The sequence below is a fragment of the Aurantiacibacter sp. D1-12 genome (assembly GCF_028858515.1).
Lineage (GTDB): Bacteria > Pseudomonadota > Alphaproteobacteria > Sphingomonadales > Sphingomonadaceae > Alteraurantiacibacter.
This window is the reverse complement of the sequence record NZ_JAPJZJ010000001.1, coordinates 367495-391721: the sequence shown is the minus strand read 5'-3', so window position 1 is coordinate 391721 and position 24227 is coordinate 367495. Positions and strand designations below refer to the sequence as shown.

Here is a 24227-nt window from a genome sequence, read left to right as displayed (position 1 = left end):
GCCTTCAAACCTGCGCCGCGATTGACTAAGCCGCGCGGACTTTCCGGTCGCCGCGAGATGGCGATGCTGCACAGCGTTTGGAAAAACGATGAACTACGATCAGGTCTTCGATTCCGCGATTGACCGCCTTCATTCCGAAGGCCGGTACCGTGTCTTCATCGATATCCTGCGCAACAAGGGTGCGTTCCCGAATGCGCGCTGCTTTGCCGGCCACAACGGGCCCAAGCCGATTACGGTGTGGTGCTCGAACGATTACCTCGCGATGGGTCAGCATCCCAAGGTCATCAGTGCGATGGAAGAAGCACTGCACGATGTTGGCGCAGGGTCTGGCGGCACACGCAATATCGGCGGCAATACACACTACCATGTGGAGCTGGAGCAAGAGCTGGCCGACCTTCACGGGAAGGAAGCCGCGCTGCTGTTCACCAGCGGATATGTCTCCAACGATGCAACGCTCAGTACGCTTGCCAAGCTGCTTCCTGGCTGCGTCATTTTCTCGGATGAGCTCAACCACGCCAGCATGATCGCCGGCATCCGCAATTCGGGCTGCGAAAAGCGCGTGTTCCGCCATAACGATATGGCGCATCTCGAAGAATTGTTGGCCGCCGAAGACGCCGACACGCCCAAGGTTATCGCCTTCGAGAGTGTCTATTCGATGGACGGCGATATCGCACCGATTCACGCGATCTGCGATCTGGCGGATAAGTACAACGCCCTCACCTACATTGATGAAGTTCACGCCGTCGGCATGTACGGAGAGCATGGTGGAGGCATTTCGGAGCGGGATGAGGCCGCACACAGGATCGACTTGATCGAAGGAACGCTGGGCAAGGCATTCGGCGTGATGGGCGGATACGTTGCATCGAGCAAGAAAGTGATCGACTGCATCCGGTCCTACGCTCCCGGCTTCATCTTTACGACCTCGCTCAGCCCTGCCCTCGTCGCGGGCGTTCTGGCCGCCGTGAAGCATCTGAAGTCCAGCTCTCTCGAGCGCGAAGCCCAGCAACGAAGTGCAGCTGCGCTCAAGCGTCATTTCGCTGAAGCCGGGCTTCCGGTGATGGATAGCACTACGCATATCGTGCCGCTGATGGTGGGCGATCCTGTCCGTGCCAAGAAGATCAGCGATATCCTGCTGGCCGAGTACGGCGCCTATGTTCAGCCCATCAATTTCCCCACCGTGCCGCGTGGTACCGAACGCCTGCGCTTCACGCCAGGGCCGGCGCATACCGAGGAAATGATGGCCGAGTTAACCAAGGCACTTGTCGAGATCTGGGACCGGCTGGATCTGGAACTGCGCGCTGCGGCCTGAAAACGCGCGGCAATTCCTGCCCGATTTTAAGTCGATGGTAACCAAGATTACCCCATAGCGTGTCCTGAAAGGCCGGAAGACCGGCAAACTGGGATAACGCGGGCATTCAATGGCGGTTGGTAATCTTCTGAAAGGCTTCGGCAGCTCGGCATCGACGGGCGGTGAAAGCCGTGTCATTTCTGCCGAAGACACCCAGAACCGCCTGCAAGTCCTCGATGACTTCGAACAGACGGGTATTTCATGGATTTGGGCGACGGATCAGGAGGATCGCCTGATCTATTTCTCGCCAAGCGCGGAAGACCATCTCAAAGAAGGTCTGGCGACATTGCTCGACAATCCGCTAGCCGATCTGTTCGAGATCGATCCGGATAACGGCGACCGATCTGATCGCCCGCTCAATTTCCAGCTCAAGGCCCGCAACAAGATTGCCGACCTGCCCGTAAGGCTCCTGTCCGAACGGCACCTTCCGCCGGGCAAGGAACGTTGGTGGTCGCTTTCAGGACATCCCAAGTTCGATAATTCGGGCAAATTCCTGGGCTATCGCGGCAGCGCGAAAGACGTGACACAGGCATACCAGCGGGCGCGTGAGGATTCTCGCCTGGCGGAGTACGATTCTCTCACCGGACTTGCCAATCGCCACCGCATGAACCGCAAGCTGGAATCGACGCTTGCCGCCTACAAGTCGGCGAAGCGGTCGTGCGCCTTGCTGATGATGGACCTCGATAAATTCAAGCAGGTCAATGACACACTCGGGCATCAGGCGGGCGATGATCTACTGCGGCAGGTTGCAGACCGCCTGAAAGCCGTGATCGGTGAGCGCGGCGAAATTGCGCGGCTTGGCGGCGATGAGTTTCAGGTAATGCTGCCCGATGAGGATGATCGCGGAACGCTGGGCGACCTATCCGACAAGATCATCCAGATGCTGTCTTCACCCTACCAGATCGACGGCAAACGCGCGATCATCGGCGCTTCTGTCGGCGTGTCTGTCGCGCCCTATGACGGGGTAGAGGCCGAAGAGATCATCCACAACGCCGACCTGGCTCTTTATGCTGCCAAGAACAGCGGACGCGGCACCTATCGCTTCTATTCGGCGGATCTGAAAGACAGCGAGAGCGAACGTGCTGAGCTGCTTGACGATCTGCGCGAGGCCTTGGCGACCGACCAGCTGGAATTGCACTATCAGCCGGTTGTACGGACCAGGGATAACCACGTTGTCGGTTTCGAAGCACTGATGCGTTGGGAACATCCCGAACGCGGCTCGGTAAGCCCTGCCGTGTTCATCCCGGCAGCCGAAGAATCGGATCTGATCAATCAGCTCGGCCAGTGGGCGCTTCGCCGGGCTTGCGAAGACGCGATGGGATGGCCGGAAAAGGCACGCGTTGCCGTCAACGTTTCGGCCAAGCAGTTCGCAAACAGGGGCTTCCCCACCATTGTGACTCAGGCGCTGGCAGAGTCCGGGATCGACCCGGACCGTGTCGAGCTCGAGCTCACCGAAACAGTGTTCATGGGCGATACCGATGCAACCGATGCGACGTTCGAGGCGCTCAAGGGCCTTGGCGTTCGCCTCGCACTCGATGATTTCGGGACTGGCTATTCCTCGCTCAGCTACCTGCGCTCTGCCCCGTTCGACAAGATCAAGGTCGACAAGAGCTTTGTCGATTCATGCACGCAAAAAAACGAGAACAGCTCCAAGATTATCACCGCGATCATTGGCCTGTCGAAGGCCCTCGGCATGGAAGTGACCGTGGAAGGCGTGGAAGCTTTCGACCAGCTTGAAATCGTCTGTAGCAAGGGCGCGGAGTACGTGCAGGGCTGGATCTATTCCAAGGCCCTTCCGCAAGAGCAGATCCTGGACGGTATCGCAACCGGCGGCTTCACCATCGAACCTGACGGGCCGGAAACCTACCGCCGCGAGCGCCGCAGCGTTTTCCGCCGGATCGGCGTGATCCACGAAGATCATCGCTATGAAGCGGTCATGAAAGACCTGTCACAAACAGGATCGCTGATCGAAGGCCTTGTGGGTATCCCCAAGGGCACCGGACTGGTTCTCGATCTTGGCGGAGGCCAGTTGGTGGTCTGCACCGTAGCCCGATCCAAGGATTCGACCTTCGCCGTCGAATTCGAAACACCGCTTGTCAGCGATGGCGCCGGCGGTCTGGTAACACGTCACCGCGTCTCGCCCTATGCCCTTGCTGCAGCCGGCATGCCGCTTGCTGCCCTGCCTCCGGGCAACTACCCGCTATCGCTGGGTGACGAAGGCCAGCCGAAGAACCAGCCGCAATTCATGCAGGTTACAGTGACGCGCAGCTAACCAGGCTAGCGCAGGCTCACCACATTATCGCTGGCGCGCGGATCAGGGCGATCGCCGCGATAGAGACTCGACATCGGCTCATCCATCACGATTGCACCCTCAGTTGCACCGAAGCCGTTGAAGTCGGTCTTCATTGCCGCGCCATAGGCACCAAGCATGCCGATTTCGATATAGTCACCCGCCTGAATATCTTCAGGGAGCAAGAAAGGTCCTGCCATATAGTCGGCATCGTCACAGGTCGGGCCATAGAACGCGAATTCAGCCAGCGGCTTGATCAGATCGTCTTCCAGTGCGCGCACCGGAAAGCGCCAGTCCACGTGGGCAGCATCGAACAGCGCGCCGTAGGCGCCATCGTTGATGTAGAGCTCGTTCTCGCGGCGCTTTTCAACACGCACGATGATACTGGAGTACTCTGCACACAGCGCACGCCCCGGCTCCGCCCACAGCTCTGCCGAATAGGAAATCGGCAGCGATTCAAAGTGGCGATGGATCATCGCGAAATAGTCTTCGAGCGGGGGCGGCTCGAGATCGGGATAGATGCTGGGGAAGCCTCCACCCACATCAACGATATCGACCGTTACCGCGGCCTCTGCAATCGCGGCGCGAACACGCTCCAGTGCCTGCACATAGGCAAACGGTGTCATCGCCTGACTTCCGACATGGAAGCACACACCGAGCGCATCGCAATGCTGACGGGTTGCCTGCAGCAGCGGTGCAGCATCGGCGAGATCAACACCGAACTTGGAAGCAAGCGAAAGTTGGGAGTGCTCTGACGACACACGCAGCCGAACCAGCAGGCTCAAATCTTCGGCAGCCTTGCCTCGATCATCCGTTGTCGCAGCAACAATCTTCTCAAGCTCTTCCAACGTATCTAGACTGTAGGTCTTCACGCCGTGTTGGAAATAGGCCTCTTTGATCGCGCGCGACGTCTTTACCGGGTGCATGAAGCACAGCTTCGCTTCGGGCAGCAGTCCACGAACCAATCGCACTTCGCCGATTGAGGCGACATCGTAATGCGTGACGCCATTATCCCACAGGATCTCGATGAGGTCGGGCGACGGGTTCGCCTTCACCGCATACATTGAGGTGCCGGGGAATTTTTCGACAAAGAAACGCGCAGCACGCGCCGCGGCATGCGGACGCGTGAGGATCACGGGTTCATCCGGCTCTATGGCGCGGACTACAGCCTTGGCGTCGGAAAACTGCTGCAATTCAAGGGACCCCCTAAGGCGTTAAACCAGTAAGCTCAAAGCAAGCTGCCTTGCGGTGGGTGTCCCATGGGGCAGCGAAGGCGCGCATATAAATCGCTTTCGCTGAACTGCAAGTGAAAACGGCGGTGTCTCCTTCAGGAGAAATCGACGTTTGGCACCTGATCAACAACACCTTTTTCGCTGTCATCCAGCCGGTGGAAGTCCGCCGGTTCGAAACCGAGCATTCCCGCGAACATAACCGCCGGAAAGCTCTCGCGCCCGGTATTGTAGCGAGAAACAGCAGCATTGAGTGCACGCCGAGCAGCAGCAAGCTTGTCCTCTACATCGGCTAGCTCGCGCTGAAGTTCCTGAAAATTGCTGCTCGCCTTCAGATCGGGATAGGCTTCACCCAGCGCGAGCAGCTTATCCAGCGCAACTCGTAACGTCTGCTCATCAGCCGAATTGATGGCGCCGCTCGCCGCATGGTTGCGGGCGGCAATCACGCCTTCCAACGTCTCTTGCTCGTGGCTGGCATAACCCTTCACCGTGTTGACGAGATTGGGGATGAGATCGTGGCGCTGGCGCAGCTGCGCGTCGATATCGGCCACGCCCTGGTTCACATTCTGCCGCAGAGCGACAAGCTTGTTGTAGATCCCGATCCCGAGCACGACGAGAACGATAACGATCCCGAGCAATACGAATTCCATAAAACTGTGTCCTACTCTTCCCCTGTTAAGGGAATGTGTGCCATCACTTTACAAAGAGGGAAAGGGGCACCGTGAATGATTGAACGGCTGGATGTCGAAGCATTGCTGGCAGGCGAACTGGGGCAATGGCTGGCCGATCAGGCGCATGTGCGTGAAGCCGCACAGAAAAAGACATGGAATCGGCGCTTTACCGTACTGATTATCGTCCTGCCACTACTTGCTTTTGCTTTGATCGCATTCCGCCTGGATCTGGGCTTCATTATCTGGGGCGGTGCATTTTTGTGCATTGGCGGTTTCGCCTGGGCGCAGATTCCAGTCAACAAGGCGGTCAAGACGGTCAAGGTCGGTATCAATGATGCCATCGCCAGCGCATTGGACATCGAGTACAGCATCGATGCAGAAGCGGGCATGCCGTTCCAGTTGGCGAAGGCCTGCAAGCTGGTGCCCAGCCACGACCGTGCGAGCTTTGAAGACCGGTGGAGCGGCAACATCGGCGATATCCCTTTCATGATCCACGAGGCCAAGCTTGAAGAGCGGCGCGGATCGGGCAAGAATCGCCGCTGGGTGACCGTATTTCGCGGCCTGATCATGAGCGTCGGCTACAAGCATCGGTTCCACGGGACGACGCTGCTTGTGCGTGACAATGCCCACCGCAAGTTCTGGGGCGGCAAGCGGGACAGCATCAAGGTAGAAGGCATGCAGCTCGATTATGCCGAGATGACTCATCCCGACTTTGAAGATCGCTTCGACATCTACACCAGCGATCAGGTCGAGGCGCGGCACCTGATCGACCCGCTATATGTAGAGCGCCTGATCGCTCTGGAGCACAGCTATCGCGGTGAAGGGATCGCCACCATCTTCCACGAAGGAAGCCTGGTTGTGACACTCAAAACCGGCAACATGTTCGAAAGCGGCAGCATCGATGCCGGAGATGACCGGCACCGGATGCAACGTACCATCGACCAGTTTGGCCGCATTGCCGATCTTGCCAGAGAGCTTAACTCGCGCGAACCGCTGACTGGCGCTTAGCCTTCGAACAGCTTCGCCCAGCGGCGCTTCTCGCGAGTCTTCCAGTGGCCGCGGTGATAGGCGTCGGAAGCAAGGAGTGGCATGACCGAACCAGCCTCGGCGAACACCATCTGCTCGATAGCGGTGGAGACCTTGCCCCAGCTTGCCGCCTCTTGCAGCGTAGAAGACGAACACGCCCCGTCGCGCACATCGGCAACGGTGATCTGCACCGCGTACTTGTGCACGCTCACATCTTCATGGCCGAGAATCTCGGCGCAGACGACGGTATCCTGGATGAAGTTCTTGGGAACCCCGCCGCCGACCATCAGCAGGCCGCTTTCGCCGCCCTTGATCTTGATGTCGGTCAGTTCGCGGAAGTCGGCCACGGCGTCGATCATCATGTAGGGCTCGCCCTTCTCCATCTGGTCGACCTGATGCTTCACGAGACCAAAACCCGCGGACGAGTCCACAAAGGCCGGGCAGAAGATCGGCACGTCGTGCTCGTATGCGAGTTTGACGAGACTGTTGTCCTTCTTGCCGTGCTCGACGAGGTACTTACCCATCTCGCGGATGAACTCGCGGCTGGAATAGCCACGGTGTTCCAGCGAGTTGGCGATCTTGTTGATCGTGAAATCGCAGTCCTGCAGCTGCTCTTCATCGATGTAGGTATCGTAGATGCGGTCGATGTAGAGCGAACGCAGCGTATCATCGTCGGGCACTTCCAGCGCTTGATAGTGCTTGTGTCCCAGCCCTTCGAAGAAGTCCATGTCGACAATCGTCGCTCCCGTGGCCACGACGCAATCGACCATGTTGTTGCGGATCAGTTCGGCATAGAGGTCCATGCAACCGCCCGCGCTGGTCGAGCCGGCAATCACCAGGAACACCGTGCAATCCTTGTCGGCCAGCATCTGGTTGTAGATGCCTGTCGCATTGGCGAGATCGCGGCTGGTGAAGCTCATCTTCTTCATCGAATCGATGATCGGTCGCGCGTCGAAACTGGTGATGTCGATGTGTTCGACCTCAGTGCTCAGCAGTTCGGCTTTGCGCGTATCGTTGATGGGCTTGTCACTCATGGCGGCGTCTACTCCTATACGGTTTGCCTGCTTAGCGGGCTGCGCGGCTTCCCTTCCCCAAAATGGCGTAAAAGGGAAGCCTAATCGGCTAACCTGTTACACCTGTTACAGTGTCCAAGAGTGAAAATCCGGCGCGCCGCAAAGCCGCCGTCAGCGCGGGATAGAGGCACAAAATCGGTGGAGATCATCATGGCAAAAGGCTCTGCCACCTTCCCCTTTTTGTAGGAAAGCGGCAAATCATTGTGACGATGGATACAGACACTCGAAAGCCCACCCGCGAAGGCGTGAACCGCGCGGCCGACAAGATCGCCGCTATCCTGCCCCCTACCCCTCTGCTTCCGTTCGAGGCACAAGGGAAGACGGTCTATGCCAAAGCCGATTGCCTGCAACCGATGGGCGCCTTCAAGATTCGCGGGGCATGGCATCGCCTGTCTGACTTATCGGACGAGGAAAAGGCACGCGGTGTGGTGGCCGTATCGAGCGGCAATCACGCACAAGGTATCGCATGGGCCGCTCGCGAACTGGGGATTGAAGCCACCATCGTGATGCCGCAGGATGCCCCGCGCGTTAAGCTGGGGCGCACCGCCAGCTATGGCGCACGCGTCGTCACCTATAACCGCATGACCGAAAACCGCGAGGAGATCGCCAAAGGCATTGCCGCAGAGAAAGGCGCGACATACGCGCATGCCTATGGCGACCCGTGGGTAATCGAAGGACAAGGCAGCGCCGGTATCGAAATCGCCGACCAGATGATGGCGCAGACCAACCAGCCGGTCTCGAAGATCGTCGCATGCTGCGGCGGTGGTGGTCTGACAGCGGGCCTGGCCCTCGCCTGCCCCGATGCTAGCGTAGTTCCCTGCGAACCCGAAGGGTGGGACGATGTTTGCCGCAGCCTGGAAACCGGAGAGATCCACAGCGTGGGTGACAACCCTCCCCCCACCGCTTGCGATGCGATCCAGACCTTCAAGACTTTCCCGATCAATTTCGCAGTGATGAAGGAACATTGCCGCGAATGGGCACGCGTTTCCGAAGAGGATATTCGCAATGCGCAGCGCTTTGCCTTCTCCCACCTGCGGCTGGTGGTCGAGCCGGGCGGCGCCGCTGCCCTCGCCGCAGTCCTGAGCGGCAAGGTCGAAGTCGACACATCAACCGCTGTCATGCTCACCGGCGGCAATGTGGATGCCGCATCCTTTGCCGCCGTTCTTGCCGGATAAGAAATAGGTTGCAATTGACAATCTAATTTACTTGCGGCACCCCGTCCCCACATCAATTGAGGGGACATTGTGATGAACACGGCAATTCTCGCGCCCGCTGCGGCGCTCGCCATCTGGTCCATGATCATGCTGTTCTGGATGGCAGGAACACGCTTCCCCGCCATGAAGAAGATGCGCGAAGCCAAGGGCAGTAGCGGCATGGTGAGCAAATCCAAGGCCGGAGGACGCGGGCAAGACCTTGAGGGCCTGATCCCCGACCAAGTGAACTGGAAGGCGCACAACTACACCCACCTGATGGAGCAGCCGACGGTGTTTTATGCGGTTGTGGTAATCCTTGCTCTCGCCGGAGCCGCACAGATCGACGTCTGGCTCGCCTGGGCCTATGTCGGGCTGCGCGTGGTGCATTCGCTGTGGCAAGTGCTGGTGAACACAATTCCCATCCGCCTGATGATTTTCACCGTGGGCAGCGTCATCCTGCTGGTGATGTCCATCCGCGCTCTGCTGGTGACGATCTGATGGATATTCTCGGACCCGTTATCGCTCTGGCCGCTTGGACGATGGTGATGTGGCTATGGATGTATGCAACGCGACTACCGGCGCTCAACGCAATCAAGCCAGATTACGATAAGATCGTGCGCACGCCCAATGCGACGCTTGAAGGTGTGCTTGAGCCAAAAATCCAATGGATTGCGCACAATTACAATCACCTGCACGAAGCGCCGACTATCTTCTATGCAGTGGCAATCGCGCTTGCTCTGCTTGATGCCGGCAACGGTTTGGCTGCAACTCTCGGCTGGGCCTATGTCGGGCTTCGCGTCATCCATTCTCTGGTTCAGGCAACGATCAACAAGATCGAGCTGCGCTTTTTCCTGTTCGCGCTTTCCGGCCTGTTACAGATCGCACTGATCGTGCTCGCAGCCGTTGCATTCTTCTAAGGATTACTGACTAGGTAACCTTCCACGCCTCCTCGACAGGTTTGCTGCAATATCAATGGCAAGCTGGCCCGAGGAGGACCAATATGGCTTACATACTCGTTGTCGATGACGATGATATCGTCGCCGAACATGCTGCGCAGGTTCTGATCAATGCCGGCCACGCCTGCGGCTGGGTCAGCGATGCGCAGGCGGCGCTGCAGGTGCTTTCACACCGCAAGCCCGATCTTATCCTGCTCGACCAGAATATGCCGGGTGAAAGCGGCACCACCATGCTGCGCCGCCTGCGCAACAGCCCCCGCTTCTACGATATCCCGGTCGTGATGCTCACCGGCGTGCACGGCATCAAGGATGAACAGGTGGCCTATTACAACGGCGCGCAGGATTATATCCGCAAGCCCTTCAGCGAAAAGATGCTGGTATTCCGGATAAGGCAGGTCCTGCGCTCGCGAGAAGCGCGCGCCCGGCACCTGCGCCGGGCACAGATAACCGATCTGGCCGAAGAACCTGTACTGGGCACCGCACCCTCGCGGATGATCTAGCGCTCCTGGTCAGAGACGCGGCTCGCAAATCTTTCCAGTGGTTCAATCGCGTCCAATACCGGCGCGAAGCATATCATTCGCCAGGCCTGCGATACGATCGGAGTCGGACGTTTCGGACCACACCGCATATCGCAGCCCCAGAAAGACATTCATGCCCATCAACGCCCAGGCATGCGCTTCCTCCATCCCTTCACGAAACTCGCCCTTGGCCTCGCCATGCTTCAACCTGTCGAAGATGCGTGTGGCGGTGGTCTCATAATGTTGGCGAAAGCTGTCCGGATCGACAAATTCGGCTTCGTCGATGATCCGGTAAATTTCTTTGTTTTCCCGGGCAAAATCGAGAAAGGCATGTAACGCGGCACGCTCGATTTCGAAGGCTTCGGTCTTTCCTCTCACACCTTCGTGTGCATGGCTGGCGACCTGGGCGCTCATGTCATTAACAAGCGCCCGGAATATCGCGTCCTTGCTGTCGAAATAGGTGTAGAAGCTACCCAGCGCAGTGCCTGCGCGGCGGGTGATGCCGCTGATCGAGGCTTCGTGAAATCCCTTCTCACCAAACTCCTTTGCAGCAGCGTCGAGCAATTTTCGCAGGGTTTGCCTGCCACGCTCCGTTCGCGGTGACTTGCCGGAATCGGTCTGAAAATTGGTCTGTCTGGATGCCATACAACGGTGGCTAACCGGATTTTTCCTATTGGGCAAAGAAAAAAGTTGAAAGGTGGTTCATGTTTCAATATTGAGCCTCCCGTAAGATTATTGATTGGGAGAATATCGATGTCGAAGGCTCTTCTCTGGCGCACCACTGTCTCTGCTCTCGTTCTGGGTGGATTCGCGACCCCGCTTTACGCGCAGGACAATGCGCCGCAGGAAGCCGAGGCAGAGCCACTGCAGGGCGGTTCTATCATCGTTTCAGCGCGTCGGCGTGATGAACGGCTGGTCGATGTGCCGGTGGCTGTCAGCAGCTTTGGCGAGGAAGAGCTGCAGCGCCGCGGTTCGGTCGACCTGACAGATATTGCGCAGATCACCCCCAACACCACACTGGAGGAATCGCGCGGCACCAACTCTACGCTGTCTGCTTTTATTCGCGGCATCGGCCAGCAGGATCCGGTTTCCGGTTTCGAACAGGGCGTCGGCATCTATCTTGATGATGTCTACCTTAATCGCCCGCAAGCGGCAGTGCTCGACATCTATGACGTGGAGCGGATCGAAGTGCTGCGCGGGCCGCAGGGAACGCTCTACGGTCGCAATACGATTGGCGGTGCGGTTAAGTATGTCACCCGCGAACTGCCGGACGAAACCTCCATCCGCCTTCGCGGAACCGTCGGCTCCTACGAGCGCGCCGAGGGTGTTGTAACAGCCTCAACTCCCATCACAGATGATGTCCGCATCGGCGCTTCCGTAGCGCGCCTCTCGCGCGGTGGTTTCGGGGACAATCTGACCACGGACGAAGACAATTACAACAAAGATATCTGGGCGGTTCGCGGCACGCTGGAAGTCGGTGGCAACGGCGCTCCTTACCTGTTGCGCGTTTCCGGCGACTACACGCATGATCGCAGCAACGCCCGCGGCGGCCATCGCCTGATCCCCGGCGTAGCCTCCGGCGCGCCTGTACTGGACAATGTGTTCGATACCCGTGGCGGTCTTGTCGATCCCGCACAGGATGTCGAGGCATACGGCATCGCGGTCAATTTCCGCTACGATCTCAGCGATGCACTGACATTGCGCTCGATCACTGCTTACCGCACCGATGACAGTGCCTCTCCGATCGATTTCGATGCCCTCCCCGCAATCGATCTTGACGTCCCGGCGCTCTATTCGAACGAGCAGGTCAGCCAGGAACTCCAGCTCATCTGGGATGATGGCGGCCCCTTCACGGGCCTGCTTGGCGCATATTACCTCGACGCGGCAGCCGATACCGCCTTCGACGTGCGCCTGTTCACCACTTTCGCGGGCTTTACCGCGTTCACACAGGCCAATGTCGATACCGAGACGTTCGCGATCTTCGGCGACTTTACCTATGACCTGACCGAGCAGTTGAGCCTTTCCGTCGGAGGCCGCTACACCTGGGACGAGCGCTCAGCGAATATCCTGCGCCAGAACTATCTTGGTGGCGGCTCACCAGTGTTCGGCGGCGCGGGAATCGCTTTCGGAGCGCCCAGCACGAACTTCAACGGTTCGGAGGATTTCAAGAAGTTCACTCCGCGCGTTTCGCTCAGCTTCCAGCCGACGCCTGACCACAATCTCTACGCCAGCTTCTCGCAGGGCTTCAAAGGTGGCGGCTTCGATCCGCGCGGTGTGGGTGTGAACGCTCCGGCGGCAACGCCGGGTGCGCCTACCGACGCAGAAGTCGCCGACTTCCTCAGCTTTGCGCCGGAAAGCGTCGACAGCTACGAACTCGGTTACAAGGGCGATCTGCTGGACGGCAACCTCTATGTCGCACTGGCGGCATTCTATGCCGACTACACCGATGTGCAGATCCCCGGATCGGTGGCCTGCAACGTTGGCGGTGTGCAGACCTTCTGCGGCATCGTTTCCAACGCCGGTGCAGCCGAATTCTACGGGCTCGAGTTCGAGGCAAATGCCCTGCTCGGGCGCGATCTGCTGGGAGAGGGTGACGAACTTCGCCTGATGGGTTCGCTCGGCTGGATCGATGCCGAATATACCGAATACGTCACTAACATCGGCGGCGTACCGACCGATGTCTCGGACTTCCGCGAAGTGCAGAATACCCCGGAATGGAGCGGGAGCGCCACCCTCGGGTATACAACACCGATTGGAAACGGTGATCTCTACTTCGGCAATACGGTTTCATTCCGCAGTTCGACGACGCAATTCGAAATCGCCAACCCCTTCCTTGACCAGGACGGCTATGCACTGTGGGACGCCAGCATCGTCTACAACGATGACAGCGGGTTCAGCATTGGCCTTTACGGGCGAAACCTGACCGATCACGAATACCGGACATCCGGCTACACCTTCATTGCTATCGACCCGGTTACAGGCGCTCCGGTGCTGACGGGCGGGCAGCCTACGCCGAACCTCGGCACTGAAGGGACGCTGACAGCTTTCTACGGCAATCCGCGCCAGGTGTATTTGACCGCGACCATCGAATTCTGATCCTCCGCGGATCGGGCGACAGCCGATGACCGATTATCGCGAGCATCGCTATGCCAGCGCGTGCGGACGGCTCCAACTGTTCGCACGCGACTATGGCGGCACCGGCAAGCCGCTGCTGCTGATGCACGGGCTCACCCGCAACAGCGCTGATTTCGAACCTTTGGCCGAACATCTGGCCGGCGATTACCGCCTGATCGTTCCCGACCAGCGCGGACGCGGTTTGTCGGACTATGATCCGGACCCGGCAAACTATCGGCCCGACGTTTACGCGCAGGATATGTTTGCCCTGCTCGATATGCTGGAAATTGCTGGTCCGGGCGCGATCGGCACATCGATGGGCGGGCTTATCGCAATGGCCATGAACGCGATGAAGCCAGAGACATTCCCCGCGATCATCTTCAACGATGTCGGTCCGGAACTCGCTCAAGAAGGCCTGGCAAGGATCGGAAGCTATGTCGGCGGCGGCGGAGCGTTTGCCGACTGGGGAGAAGCGGCGAAGAGCTGCGCCGCCATAAACGGTGATGCATTCCCCGACTTCAAAGACGCCGATTGGCACGCATGGGCGAGACGCACTTGTCGACAGGTTCCTGACGGTGGGCTGGAATTTGCTTACGACAGGGCCATTGCCAGTGGCTTCGCCGACATCGGCGACACGCCCCAGCCCGATCTCTGGCCGTTGTGGCAGATGCTGGGAGGCACACCTGTACTGGTCTTGCGTGGCGAATTGTCGGACTTGCTGACTTCGGACGTACTATCGCGGATGGAAGACCTTCAAGCCGGACCTTTTGCCAGAGTAGTTGTGCCGCAACGGGGCCATGCCCCCTTGCTGGATGAACCCGAAGCGCTCACTGCGATCATGACCTTTCTCCGCGAGCATTATTTATGAGCACGCAACCCTTCGAAAAGCGCGACCCACATCGCAACACCGTGTTGGTAATGCTGCTGGTGGTTTATATTTTCAATTTCGTTGATCGGCAGATCCTCTCGATCCTGGCCGCCCCGATCCAGGCGGATCTGCAGCTCGATGATGCCGAGATGGGCTTGCTCGGCGGGATTGCCTTCGCCCTGCTCTATTCGACCATGGCCGTGCCGCTTGCAGCACTTGCAGACAGGACCAGTCGCAGCTGGGTGATTGCGGTTTCACTGGCTGCATGGAGCGGATTTACGGCGCTGTGCGGCCTTGCGCAGAATTTCTGGCACATCTTCCTTGCCCGGCTTGGCGTCGGGATCGGTGAAGCCGGCGGCGTCGCGCCTTCCTACGCCCTGATCGGCGACTATTTCCCCAGCGAACGGCGCGCGACTGCTTTGTCCGTCTATTCGCTCGGCATCCCTATAGGTTCGGGCCTCGGTGTGCTGATGGGCGGATATATCGCTGCAACGGTCGACTGGCGCACGGCATTCTTCACCGTCGGGCTCGCGGGTATTGTCATCGTGCCCATTTTTAAGCTTCTTGTCCGCGACAAAGCCAAACCAGAAGCGGTGCCGGACACCCCGATGGATGCTCATGCGCAGCCAACGCTTAAGGAAACCGCGGCCGTACTCGCCCGCAAGCGCTCTTTCTGGTTCCTTTCCTTTGGCGCGGCCATGTCCTCAATGCTCGGCTATGGCATCGCATTCTGGCTACCCAGCCTTCTGATCCGAAGCTTTGGCTTCGATCTTGTGCAGGCTTCGCAGTTCTTTGGTGCATTGCTGCTTATCGGGGGAGTGACAGGCGTGATGGCAGGCGGCCTGCTCGCAGACCGTCTCGGCGGACGGGACCGCGCATTCTATTCATGGCTGCCGGGTGTGGGATTCTTTCTTGGCGCACCGCTCTTTGCTGCCGGTATTTCGAGTGACAATGCGCAACTGGCCTTCATTCTCTTCCTACTCCCGCAGGCACTCTCCTACATCTGGCTGGGCCCGGTATTATCGGCAATCCAGCACCTTGTTGTCCCTGCCGCCCGCTCGACCGCCTCCGCCCTGTTCCTCCTGATCAACAATCTCATCGGCCTGGGGGGTGGCATATATGCACTCGGCGCGCTTTCGGATTTCCTGACGCCTTTCTACGCGGAGGAAGCCCTTCGCTATTCGATGCTTTACGCCCTTGGTCTTTACGCTGTGGCTGCAATACTGATGGCATTGGCCGGTCCGTCGCTGCGCCGCGACTGGGTTGCGGAGTAGGGAATAGCCGGCCGACACGCGGAGTATGTCCCGAACGAAATGGTTGTAGACGCGTTTAGGTAGCTTAGACTTTGGAATGTTGGCCAAACGATCAATACAAGGGTGCTGCTCTCAAAGTTGCGGCATTCAAAGCCGCTTTTCTTGTATCACGTAGCCCCAGAAAATTCTCTAGCCTCCGCTAGTGCGCAAAATCGAGCAGCTCAGTGCGTTGCGGTTCATCCAGTCTGAATTTTGGAGAATTCTCAAAATCAAATTCACCAAGCCTCGTTGAAAACATATTTTCATCAAGATACTTGACGTCCAGTTTGAAGCCCAAGACTTCCCGCGTGTTGGGATCAATTTTGAACGTCATTTTGTAATTCACAGAGACGTTGGCCCCGCCCTTATGCCCTAGCCTTTTCAGCTCCTTGCGACGCGCTTCTAGCTTCTTTCCGATTTGATCTTCAAACCACTTCCATGTCCCGGGATTGTCGACACCGCCGGTGCGGTTTTGCTGCCAGACCTGCTTAAAAAGCGTGTCTTCAGTCTGCCCATTCACATAAGTCTTTCCAACTCCGTGCCCAGCCTCATGATCGCTGCCAAGATTGTTGTCCTTGCGGTACTTTTGCTGCCCTTTCTTGTCGGGTTTGACATTGAGCTCTTTAGCCGGGAACCGCTCGCGGATGGATCCGCAGATGTACTCCATCTCATAAAGGGGATCACCTTTGGCATTCTTGCGCCCCGTCTGCACGATCTTTGCGAATAGTGAATTACGCTTCTGCGAGCGTTTAATATAGGCTCTTCCAGGCAGCTTATCACTCTTGAAAATGCGGTCAGTCGTATCGGTACGAAAACCCTTCTGGACGCGCTCTGGTGTTTTGTTACCCAAGGTGTCCTTATCGTTGGCCTTATTCTTGGCCCTACCCTCAATCTTTTTCTTATCCCTCTTCTTGTTCTCCCGAATCTTCCTCTCAATGTCGGCAGATTTGGCTTTGTTCTTCAGTTTTTCCCTGCGTTTCTTACCCATTGGCTGTGGTTCCCGCAGGCTGAAGGACAGGAACCGGGATAATATTGGGATTGCTAAGGTCTTCGAGATTGTCGTCGATAGATCGGAGGATTTCCTGCGCGGCGCTTCTCGGCTCCTGCTCTGAAGTCAAAGCAGGCGCATAGCCTTCTTCGCCGCGTTTCAGTATCTTATCGAGATCGGGAACAGCGGCTCTTAGCCCCATTAGCAGCAGTTCGATGACATCGAGCATGTTTTCGAGCACGGAAAGGATGATCTTCGCTGCGCGGGACAGGCCCGCAGTAAAGAACATCAGTACGACTTCTGTCACCACATAACCGATAAGAACCCCGACTGCGAAGGCATTATCCAAAATACTAGGCGAGTTCCATGCAGTGTTGAAGTCGTTCACCATGTCGTCGAATTCGGCCACGATCAGGTCCCAAGCTTCCTCCAGCGCGTTGAGGATATTCTCAAAGGACATGGCATCGATAATCTGCCGTACGATATCCCACGTGAACTGGGAGAAGATATTGATCAGTTCGGCAGCAGACTCCAAAGAACCAACGATTCCAGTCACGAATTCTTTGATGTTGACAAAGAAGCCATAGAGTACGCCCGAAACAAATCCGGCCAGTGCCGTCCCAAACTGCTCGATGATGTTGGGGTCATCTCCACCCGTCAGAATATGGGCAATCTCTGAAAGGTCCTTCTGTAACTGCTCGACGTAGCTGTCGGTATAAGCCCAAGTGTCTTTGAGCGGCGTGTACAGGAATTCACCTTCGTTCTTTTGCAGGTACTCAACACTATGTAGCTTCAAATAATGATTTTCCTGCATAGATTTAAACTCAGCTTTTCTGAAAACATCTCGGTTCTCTTGAGCTACATAATGCAGTATTTTGATCGTTCTCTCGCGGGGACCGTCTCCGGTGATGAAGATGTTCTCATCAAAAACGAGACAGAGGAGTGTCTGCTGCAAGATATTTCCTAGCGCATCACCCTTCTTCGTCTTGTAGAGTATCGCGCCGGGATCATTTACGATGTATTTGAAGCGCCTTCTTCTCGTCTCGGACGTTTCTCGATCATGGTCATCGCCTCCCTTAAGGCGTCGCCCTGATTTTGAACCCCAGAAGATGCCTGCATCAAGGCGCACGAACACTGGCTCATCTTTGAGTGTGTCGTCACTAACGTCAGTTGTCGGGAAAAGCTGCACTTGCGCCCAGCGCCAATCAGGATGGTACTGGACGAGCTTGATCCGATCATTTCGTAGCGCGAAGCCCATTGGTATTTCGGTGTCATGTGTCGCGAAATACTGGATCTCATCGTAGACCCAACCGTAATAGGTCTCACTTGGAACAATGAAACCAACGTCTTTGCTCTGATCCTGCGTTGAATTCGCCTTCGCAGCTTTCCCCTGACTTGCTGTTTGCTTTTTTGCAGTATGGTGCGCCTTTTTACCAAAAGGATCCCCGGTCGTCTTTAGAGCGCCATAGGTCATACCTTAGCACTCGATCGGATAGCACGGCAGGCAATACGGGTGCTCGGCATCCTCGGTGGGGCGGAGCCAGATCAGGTTCGGTTCGGGGACCTCAACGGTAAAGGCCGCGCCCACGTAGATGCCGCCGGTCGCATACTTCCAGTTTTTGCGAGGGGGCGGATTTGTCGGGTGGCGCTGCTTGAGCGAAGCCGGCCTATCGAGTGTGATGATCCATTTCATTCCACGAATGAAATCCGGATCATTTTGCTGCGCAGCCAAGGTGGGAATGACAGGATCTGTCAGCCCAGCGTCCAGGCCTCGATAGAGTTCTATGTCCACGATCCGGTATGAAGTCCGATCGATAATGATCTCCCGGTCCACGTCATCGCCGATAGCCGTATTGTCCTCTGAGCCGAACTCTCCGGGTAAAGGTGTTCCCATCCAGTCCCACCAGTAATCCGTGCCGTGTACCACGATGGTGTACGGATCAACCGCAAGCGGACTTCCGCTCGCGTCGTTATATTCAAAATCGATGTCCACCAGTCCCGGGCGATCATCCTGGAAGGTACCGTTCTGCCGTTTGAACTCCTCGTGCATGGCGATATAGTGTGGCTGGGTGTCATCGAGATCAGGCATCCCCTCGCCTCCCCATATCTCACCTGTCGCTAGCAAATGCGCCACCAAGGCCTCGTAGCCGGGCGTTACCGGAACCTCTACGAGCGCCATTCCGGCCTCCAGGAACTTGTTATGTAGTGCATCACCGGTGTCGAACTTCATGTTCGTGGGCCAGTCACATTTGTCAGCCCAGTAGTACGGCGAGAACAGGTACATCATCTGGGACCACTCAAATGCGTGCTGGTAGAAAAGGGCGATCTCTTCTTCCTGGTCCGATTTCTGGAAATCTATCTGCGGGTATCCGCAAGGCTCAACTTTCGACAGAACCGATTTGAAGTCATCAAAGTGCTGACATGAGAGTATGGAGATCATCTGCTTTTGCAGCTCCTCCCTTTCCCGCACTCTATTCAGAGCGGGATTCTCTCCTTTGATTTCAAATAGCTTGCCGTCATCCTGTGCAGCTTCGTATTCATCCAGAGCATCTTCGTATTCAGAAAGCTCTTCGCGATACTTCGCCATAATCGCATCATAGATCTCATGCCGCCAGGCATCTTCAGTTTCCTGATCGACAACAAACTCCGCCGCGACGTTAATATTGTATGCGTTGACCCCCAAACTCATCATGGTGATCTCGATGGCAGATTCATCCGAACGTAAATCGCTAAGCGGAATCGTCACATTGAGTGTCGGCACCGCTTCGTTGCGGTAGATGACAACATTCTGCCCACCGGCAGAAAAAGTAGCCATATTGGGCTCTGCCCCAGCATCATCGGGGTACACGTCACCGGTGTCGTTCTTCTGCCATTTGCTCCAATAGGTCGCACCGCCAAATTTGACGCTCGTTGCATGGTACCCAGGAGGTATGCCAATCGCCGTCGATGCCTTTGCGGCTATTGCCGGTGCAGCTTTTTTGTTCTGGTCTTCAACCTTCGAGAACTGTGCGAAGCCGTGCTTCTTCTCAACCGGCGGTGATATCGGAACTGCATTGTGCGTGTGGCATAGATCATCGTAATTGTCGCGCGTGATTTCCGCCGGAGTCACCTCTGGCTTTTCAGGCGCGACAGGCTTGTCGAGCGGTTGTGCTTCCTCGCGCTTCTTGAGAAGTGCCTTGTATGGCTTCGAGGGATGGAAAATTGCTTTGCGCACCATCATGCGCTTGCCCCAATTTATCGTTTCAGCCCGATATACCTTCTTGGTCCAAAAGAACTGCGCGTTGGTATGATCCGCGCCGCCTTCGATTGTGTGTATGTTCTTGTCAGTGGTCCGCGTTAGGCGGCGCGTCCTCGATAGCTCACGAGTTTTCTGCTGCAGCCGCATAACCGATCGCTCAGTTACGTCTTTTGCGAAACTCTCCGATTCTTTTCGCGATTTTGATTTGCTGTTGGAGTAAGAAACATTAGCCGATGCGCTGACTGCCATCTCACCATTCGGGATGCCATATTTTGCGCTCGTCGTGATGCCTGCGTCCGCTGCAAAGTCCTTTTCTGTTGTCTCTTGGACAGCACTTTGGAGTTCGAATTGCTCTGTAGAAGCATATTCCTGTTCTTCTGAACGATCGACGGTCTCTTCCGTCTCTTCGAAAGCTTCGATCTCTTTCATGACGGTATGTTTGCTCACCAAACTTTCGCCTGCCATCGTATTGTGAATGTGGGCAAGCTCGGCAGCTTCGTAGCACTCAAGCGTCTGGCGAACCGTCATCAAATCAGTCACGTAAGTATCGACTTTCGCGCAGCACGGATTTTGAGGCATGCAAGTTTCGTCGCACGAGCATTCGCATGGACCATCGCACTCGGAACCGGAAGTCGCAGCTGGATTCTGTTCTCGGCATCGCTGCGCCCGTTGCAGCCCTTTGCGGTACTCTTTGAGCTGCTCGATCTTCTTTAACGGCCCAGCGTCTGAAAGGCGCTCGTCCCCGCCGGCAGGCCCCTCTTTGCAACCACAGCATGGGTCGAGTTTTGCAACCCAGCCCGGGAAAGTAATCGGACGGCGAGCAATCTCACAAGCCTCGTTCAGGCTCAGCGCAGCACCTGGGTTCGCATCATATTCTTCAATAACCGAGGCGAGAACGCGGATAGTTTTCAAATAACATCGGATATCCGGCAACTGGGAGTCGGTCGACTTCTTTAGCACACGCAAGGAGATCAGGAGGTCAGCGAGAAAGCGCCATGCCGAACGTAAGTGATTGCGTTTGAGAGCCTTTAGTTGCGTAATCTTTTTCTCGATGAAGTGATTTGCTTTTCGTTTTCCTGCTTTCGAACAAACATCACACAGGAAAGTTGCTGCTTCAGTTACATCCCTGAGAGTGCAAAGAAGTATGTGTTGCGGGGTCTTGCGTGGCAGTTTCGGCTGCAGCGAAGCCAAATCTGATTGCAGAGAGGCAACCTCAGACTTCTTAAGGCCGATTTGCTCCTTCAACTTGTCAATGGCCGCTTGATCCTTTTTCGGATCAAGAGCATCAATCTTGTCATTCAGTTTGTTTATGGACTCGATCGCCGCTGCGATGTTGGCTTCGATCTCCGCCTTTTTCTTCTCGTATTCGCTCTGCGCTTTAGCTTTTCGGGCCTCTACGAGCCGACGAATTTCTGCCTCAAGATTCTCTAATTTCCCAAGGTTTGTTACTGCTCGCGAATAAGCGAGATGAATGCCGCGTTCCGCATTGCAACTTTCCGCTAGTGCTATCAATTCCCGACAGTACGCACTTTCGGAGTACTCATCATCAATAAGGGGAATACTGTGAGCCAGAGTTTGAGCCAGATCTGCTAACTGCGGCTGCCTCTTCTGCATGAAGAGCAAATAGTTCGACATAACACCCCCCTTTAGTATTGGATGCTAAGCGTACTACAAGTTCCTGATTTTGCGAAATTTACATTTATTCGGGGTGCAGAGTATTAATCACTGGGCAGCAATTTTCGCTCCATTTCCCCCATAAAGTTCACATCCGTAGCTGGATCGTGAAACAGGCGCCTGTAAGCACCAATAGGCAGCTTCGAAAAAGAGAGGCCACCTGTCGAAACCCTTGGAGGAAGCCATCGACATCATTGTCCAAGGCTTATCACGATAGGCTATGTCTGATGCTTTGCGACCGCCACTCGGGGAGTTCAAAATCGGGATTCCCGTGTGCCGAGACATACGTGGATGGCTTCGAAACGGAATTTTCTGATCGGGACAAATTGGCCAAGTTACCAGTTTGCTCTTCAATATCAGAGAATTGGTAGCGGAGGAGGGACTTGAACCCCCGACACGCGGATTATGATTCCGCTGCTCTAACCACCTGAGCTACTCCGCCCCAAAGGGATGGCCCTGCGCGTGCAAGGCAGGGCGCGCATTTAGGTGGGCTTTTGCGCCCGGTCAACTGCGGAATTGACTATTTCTCGCCCTCTGCCACAGCTTCGTTCATGCGCGCGATTTTGGCGGCCATGCCAAGGTTCATGGCGCGATCAAAAGCGCCGCTCAATTCGGGAATGGCACCGGACAAACGGATCACACCGTCGCGCTCGATCCGGGCCACGCGCATCGCGGTGAGAGAGACGACGCTGGCAGAGGCGGTGGCGCCCGAAACAAGGCTCATCTCGCCCAGAAAATCACCCGCCTCGGCAACGCCGACCTGCGCCCCGTCAAACTCAACGGCAGCCTCTCCGCTGGCGATGTAGACGAGCGGCGGACGGGCCTGTCCCTGCCTCACCAGCGTCTCTCCCTCCCTCACGTCGCGCCATTCGACCAGATCGAGGAGGCGGCGTTGGTGCGAGGGGTCCTCAACCTTGAGCACTTCTTCCAGCAGTTCGCGCTCCTCATTGCGCATCAGCCCGCGGCGTGACCTCATGAGCAGCAGCACAAGCGGAATAGCATTGGCTAGCGTGAGAAGGATCACCCAGATCAGCGCCACGCTGTCTGCCTGCCTAAGGGTGTAATGCGCGATGGCAAAAAGGCCGGCGACCAGCACCAGGATGCGCAGATCGCGCAACGTGCCCATCAGCAGCGCTAAAGCCAGGACAAGCGCTGCCATCGTGAGGAACAGGTTTTCCCCGTCTGCGATAAATTCGAGGAACGACGCCATGCTTTACCCCCCTTGCACGCCCGGCCTATATCACGGAGCAGCGCGACCGCGAAAGGCGAAGCTGCCGAGCTGCTCCCAAGGCCCGCCGAGGTAAGCATAGAGATTCAAGCCGGTAAAGGCGAAGCTGCGCGGGTGCACTTGAGGCCCAAGTTCAGCCTGAAGCGCTTTGGCCTGCTTGCTCGATACCTTGTTCTGCACCGTAACGTGCAGGCGGGGCTTGTGCTGGTCCTGGTTGGTGAGCAGCCCGTGAAAGCGATCGGCGATTTCGGCGCGTAGGCGCTGCATGGCTTCGCTTTCCAGCTTGAGCGCAGTGCCCCTGCCAAGGCTCATGATACCGACGAGTTCCGCAGGGACCGGAGCATACTCACGCGCCATCAGGGCTAGGCATTCGCGCGCCTCTGCCTCGCAAAACGGCGGCAGCGCGTGGAAGAGCGTCACATGCGCGTCGAGGTAGTTGCGCTCGGGCGGGAAATGCGCGCGGCGAAGGCCTGTGGCCCAGCCCTGCAAGTCCGGCGGCAGTTGCGCGGTGACGATAAGCGGGGCGTTGTCGCGCCCGCTCAATTGTCGTCCTGCGCAGCCTCGCGCTCGGCACGCAAGGCCCGCCAGCGATCGACCGCTTCGTCGTGCGCCTCGTATGTCGAATTGAACTCGTGCCCGCCAGTGCCATCAGCGACCATGAAAATCGCATCGGTTTCCGCCGGGTTTAGAACGGCCGCGATACTGTCACGCCCCGGATTGGTAATCGGACCGCGCGGCAGGCCGGGCATCTGGTAGGTGTTGTAATCGTTGATCGCGTCGATCTCCGACTGATAGATTGGGCGACCAAGCGGGCGACCGCGCGTGATCGGGTAGATGATCGTCGGATCGGCCTGCAGCCAGATGTTCTGACGTATGCGGTTGGAGTAGAGACCCGCGACCATCTCGCGCTCGCTCGGAACCCCGGTTTCCTTCTCTACAATGCTGGCAAGGATCACAGCCTCTTCAGGCGAGCTTACCACCGTGTTCGCCCCGCGCTGCGGCCATAGCTCAGCGAGCGTCTCATCCATCGCCCGCTGCATTCGCGCGAGCACGGCAATGCGTTCTTCCCCGCGCTGGAAATCATATGTGTTGGGCAGGACAGAGCCTTCATCCGGCACAGGAATCTCACCCGTCAAAAGGTCTTCAGCCATCAGCATGTCGTGCACGATGACAGAGGGCGTGCCTTCGGGGATGGTGATCCGATAAGCAATGGCCGTGCCGTGCTGGAAAGTATCAAGGATAGTCGCCGGACTTGCCCCGGCCACAAGCGCAAATTCGCCCGCCTTGATCGGGTCCGAGCTGCCAAGGATTTTGGCGCGCAGCAGAAAGGCATCGGCAGAGGCGATGTGCCCCTCCTCCTCCAGCTTTTCCGCCACCGATGTCAGCGAAGAGCCGGAGGGGACGATGAAGGCCACCTCTTCCTCGACTTCAGACGTGCCCCACCAGCCCCAGCTAAACCAGGCCATGGCTACCATCCAAAGAACAAAGCCTGCCGCGATAAGGCAGCCCAGTTTCTTCATA

At 57.1% G+C, this 24227-nt stretch carries 20 protein-coding genes and 1 tRNA gene; 10 read left to right on the top strand and 11 right to left on the bottom strand.

All coding sequences use genetic code 11. The features are described from left to right. The first annotated feature begins 88 nt into the window (after positions 1 to 88). Positions 89 to 1309, top strand: coding sequence for a 5-aminolevulinate synthase (gene hemA / locus OOZ52_RS02015; protein WP_274696806.1), 1221 nt, complete (start codon positions 89 to 91; stop codon positions 1307 to 1309). Positions 1310 to 1418: 109 nt separating this feature from the next. Beyond that, the gene (locus tag OOZ52_RS02010; RefSeq protein ID WP_274696805.1) at positions 1419 to 3620 is read left to right on the top strand and encodes a putative bifunctional diguanylate cyclase/phosphodiesterase; all 2202 of its coding nucleotides are present in this window, start codon (positions 1419 to 1421) and stop codon (positions 3618 to 3620) included. 5 nt (positions 3621 to 3625) lie between these two features. On the opposite strand, the gene OOZ52_RS02005 is transcribed toward OOZ52_RS02010, so the two are convergent. Then, entirely contained in the window at positions 3626 to 4831 is a 1206-nt protein-coding gene (locus OOZ52_RS02005) for a type III PLP-dependent enzyme (RefSeq protein WP_274696804.1), read from the bottom strand. A gap of 134 nt (positions 4832 to 4965) precedes the next feature. Continuing rightward, positions 4966 to 5517, bottom strand: coding sequence for a LemA family protein (locus OOZ52_RS02000; protein WP_274696803.1), 552 nt, complete (start codon positions 5515 to 5517; stop codon positions 4966 to 4968). Between the two features lie 75 nt (positions 5518 to 5592). Between OOZ52_RS02000 and OOZ52_RS01995 the strand changes: the two genes are divergently transcribed. Then, positions 5593 to 6546 (top strand): DUF3137 domain-containing protein, encoded by a 954-nt coding sequence (locus OOZ52_RS01995; RefSeq protein WP_274696802.1) that lies wholly within the window; start codon positions 5593 to 5595, stop codon positions 6544 to 6546. Here the strand turns inward: OOZ52_RS01995 and OOZ52_RS01990 are convergent. Then, positions 6543 to 7598 (bottom strand): 1,9-bis(guanidino)-5-aza-nonane synthase, encoded by a 1056-nt coding sequence (locus OOZ52_RS01990; RefSeq protein ID WP_274696801.1) that lies wholly within the window; start codon positions 7596 to 7598, stop codon positions 6543 to 6545. The two genes, OOZ52_RS01995 and OOZ52_RS01990, sit on opposite strands and share 4 nt — an antisense overlap. Positions 7599 to 7846: 248 nt before the next feature. On the opposite strand from OOZ52_RS01990, the gene OOZ52_RS01985 reads away from it, so the two are divergent. The 4 genes from OOZ52_RS01985 to OOZ52_RS01970 all read left to right on the top strand — a co-directional run bounded on the left by OOZ52_RS01985 (position 7847) and on the right by OOZ52_RS01970 (position 10286). Further along, the gene (locus OOZ52_RS01985) at positions 7847 to 8812 is read left to right on the top strand and encodes a threonine ammonia-lyase (protein WP_274696800.1); all 966 of its coding nucleotides are present in this window, start codon (positions 7847 to 7849) and stop codon (positions 8810 to 8812) included. A gap of 72 nt (positions 8813 to 8884) precedes the next feature. Beyond that, positions 8885 to 9328, top strand: a complete 444-nt coding sequence (locus tag OOZ52_RS01980) for an MAPEG family protein (protein WP_274696799.1) — start codon at positions 8885 to 8887, stop codon at positions 9326 to 9328. Continuing rightward, complete coding sequence (locus tag OOZ52_RS01975) at positions 9328 to 9747, top strand: MAPEG family protein (RefSeq protein WP_274696798.1); 420 nt, start codon at positions 9328 to 9330, stop codon at positions 9745 to 9747. The genes OOZ52_RS01980 and OOZ52_RS01975 overlap by 1 nt, the downstream gene beginning before the upstream one ends. A gap of 83 nt (positions 9748 to 9830) precedes the next feature. Next, the gene (locus tag OOZ52_RS01970) at positions 9831 to 10286 is read left to right on the top strand and encodes a response regulator transcription factor (protein ID WP_274696797.1); all 456 of its coding nucleotides are present in this window, start codon (positions 9831 to 9833) and stop codon (positions 10284 to 10286) included. 42 nt (positions 10287 to 10328) lie between these two features. On the opposite strand, the gene OOZ52_RS01965 is transcribed toward OOZ52_RS01970, so the two are convergent. Next, positions 10329 to 10949, bottom strand: a complete 621-nt coding sequence (locus OOZ52_RS01965) for a TetR/AcrR family transcriptional regulator (protein ID WP_274696796.1) — start codon at positions 10947 to 10949, stop codon at positions 10329 to 10331. Positions 10950 to 11057: 108 nt separating this feature from the next. Between OOZ52_RS01965 and OOZ52_RS01960 the strand changes: the two genes are divergently transcribed. Genes OOZ52_RS01960 through OOZ52_RS01950 form a run of 3 tightly spaced genes read left to right on the top strand, consistent with a single transcriptional unit; the run spans position 11058 to position 15560 of the window. Next, positions 11058 to 13400: a TonB-dependent receptor gene (locus tag OOZ52_RS01960; protein ID WP_274696795.1), complete on the top strand. Its 2343-nt coding sequence runs from the start codon at positions 11058 to 11060 to the stop codon at positions 13398 to 13400. 25 nt (positions 13401 to 13425) lie between these two features. Then, positions 13426 to 14286 (top strand): alpha/beta fold hydrolase, encoded by an 861-nt coding sequence (locus tag OOZ52_RS01955; protein ID WP_274696794.1) that lies wholly within the window; start codon positions 13426 to 13428, stop codon positions 14284 to 14286. Further along, complete coding sequence (locus OOZ52_RS01950) at positions 14283 to 15560, top strand: spinster family MFS transporter (RefSeq protein ID WP_274696793.1); 1278 nt, start codon at positions 14283 to 14285, stop codon at positions 15558 to 15560. Before OOZ52_RS01955 ends, OOZ52_RS01950 begins: the two co-directional genes overlap by 4 nt. 178 nt (positions 15561 to 15738) lie before the next feature. On the opposite strand, the gene OOZ52_RS01945 is transcribed toward OOZ52_RS01950, so the two are convergent. The 7 genes from OOZ52_RS01945 to mltG all read right to left on the bottom strand — a co-directional run bounded on the left by OOZ52_RS01945 (position 15739) and on the right by mltG (position 24226). After that, positions 15739 to 16566: a hypothetical protein gene (locus OOZ52_RS01945; RefSeq protein WP_274696792.1), complete on the bottom strand. Its 828-nt coding sequence runs from the start codon at positions 16564 to 16566 to the stop codon at positions 15739 to 15741. Then, entirely contained in the window at positions 16559 to 18040 is a 1482-nt protein-coding gene (locus OOZ52_RS01940) for a hypothetical protein (protein WP_274696791.1), read from the bottom strand. The genes OOZ52_RS01945 and OOZ52_RS01940 overlap by 8 nt, the downstream gene beginning before the upstream one ends. 3 nt (positions 18041 to 18043) lie before the next feature. Further along, positions 18044 to 21439: a hypothetical protein gene (locus OOZ52_RS01935; protein ID WP_274696790.1), complete on the bottom strand. Its 3396-nt coding sequence runs from the start codon at positions 21437 to 21439 to the stop codon at positions 18044 to 18046. A 404-nt stretch (positions 21440 to 21843) separates the two neighbouring features. Next, a tRNA-Met gene (locus OOZ52_RS01930) sits at positions 21844 to 21920 on the bottom strand. A 78-nt stretch (positions 21921 to 21998) separates the two neighbouring features. Continuing rightward, entirely contained in the window at positions 21999 to 22688 is a 690-nt protein-coding gene (locus tag OOZ52_RS01925) for a cyclic nucleotide-binding domain-containing protein (protein WP_274696789.1), read from the bottom strand. 30 nt (positions 22689 to 22718) lie between these two features. Further along, positions 22719 to 23249, bottom strand: a complete 531-nt coding sequence (locus OOZ52_RS01920) for a 2'-5' RNA ligase family protein (RefSeq protein ID WP_274696788.1) — start codon at positions 23247 to 23249, stop codon at positions 22719 to 22721. Further along, on the bottom strand, positions 23246 to 24226 hold the full coding sequence (mltG, locus tag OOZ52_RS01915; RefSeq protein WP_274696787.1) for an endolytic transglycosylase MltG: 981 nt from the start codon (positions 24224 to 24226) through the stop codon (positions 23246 to 23248). Before mltG ends, OOZ52_RS01920 begins: the two co-directional genes overlap by 4 nt. Between the last annotated feature and the right edge of the window lies 1 nt (position 24227).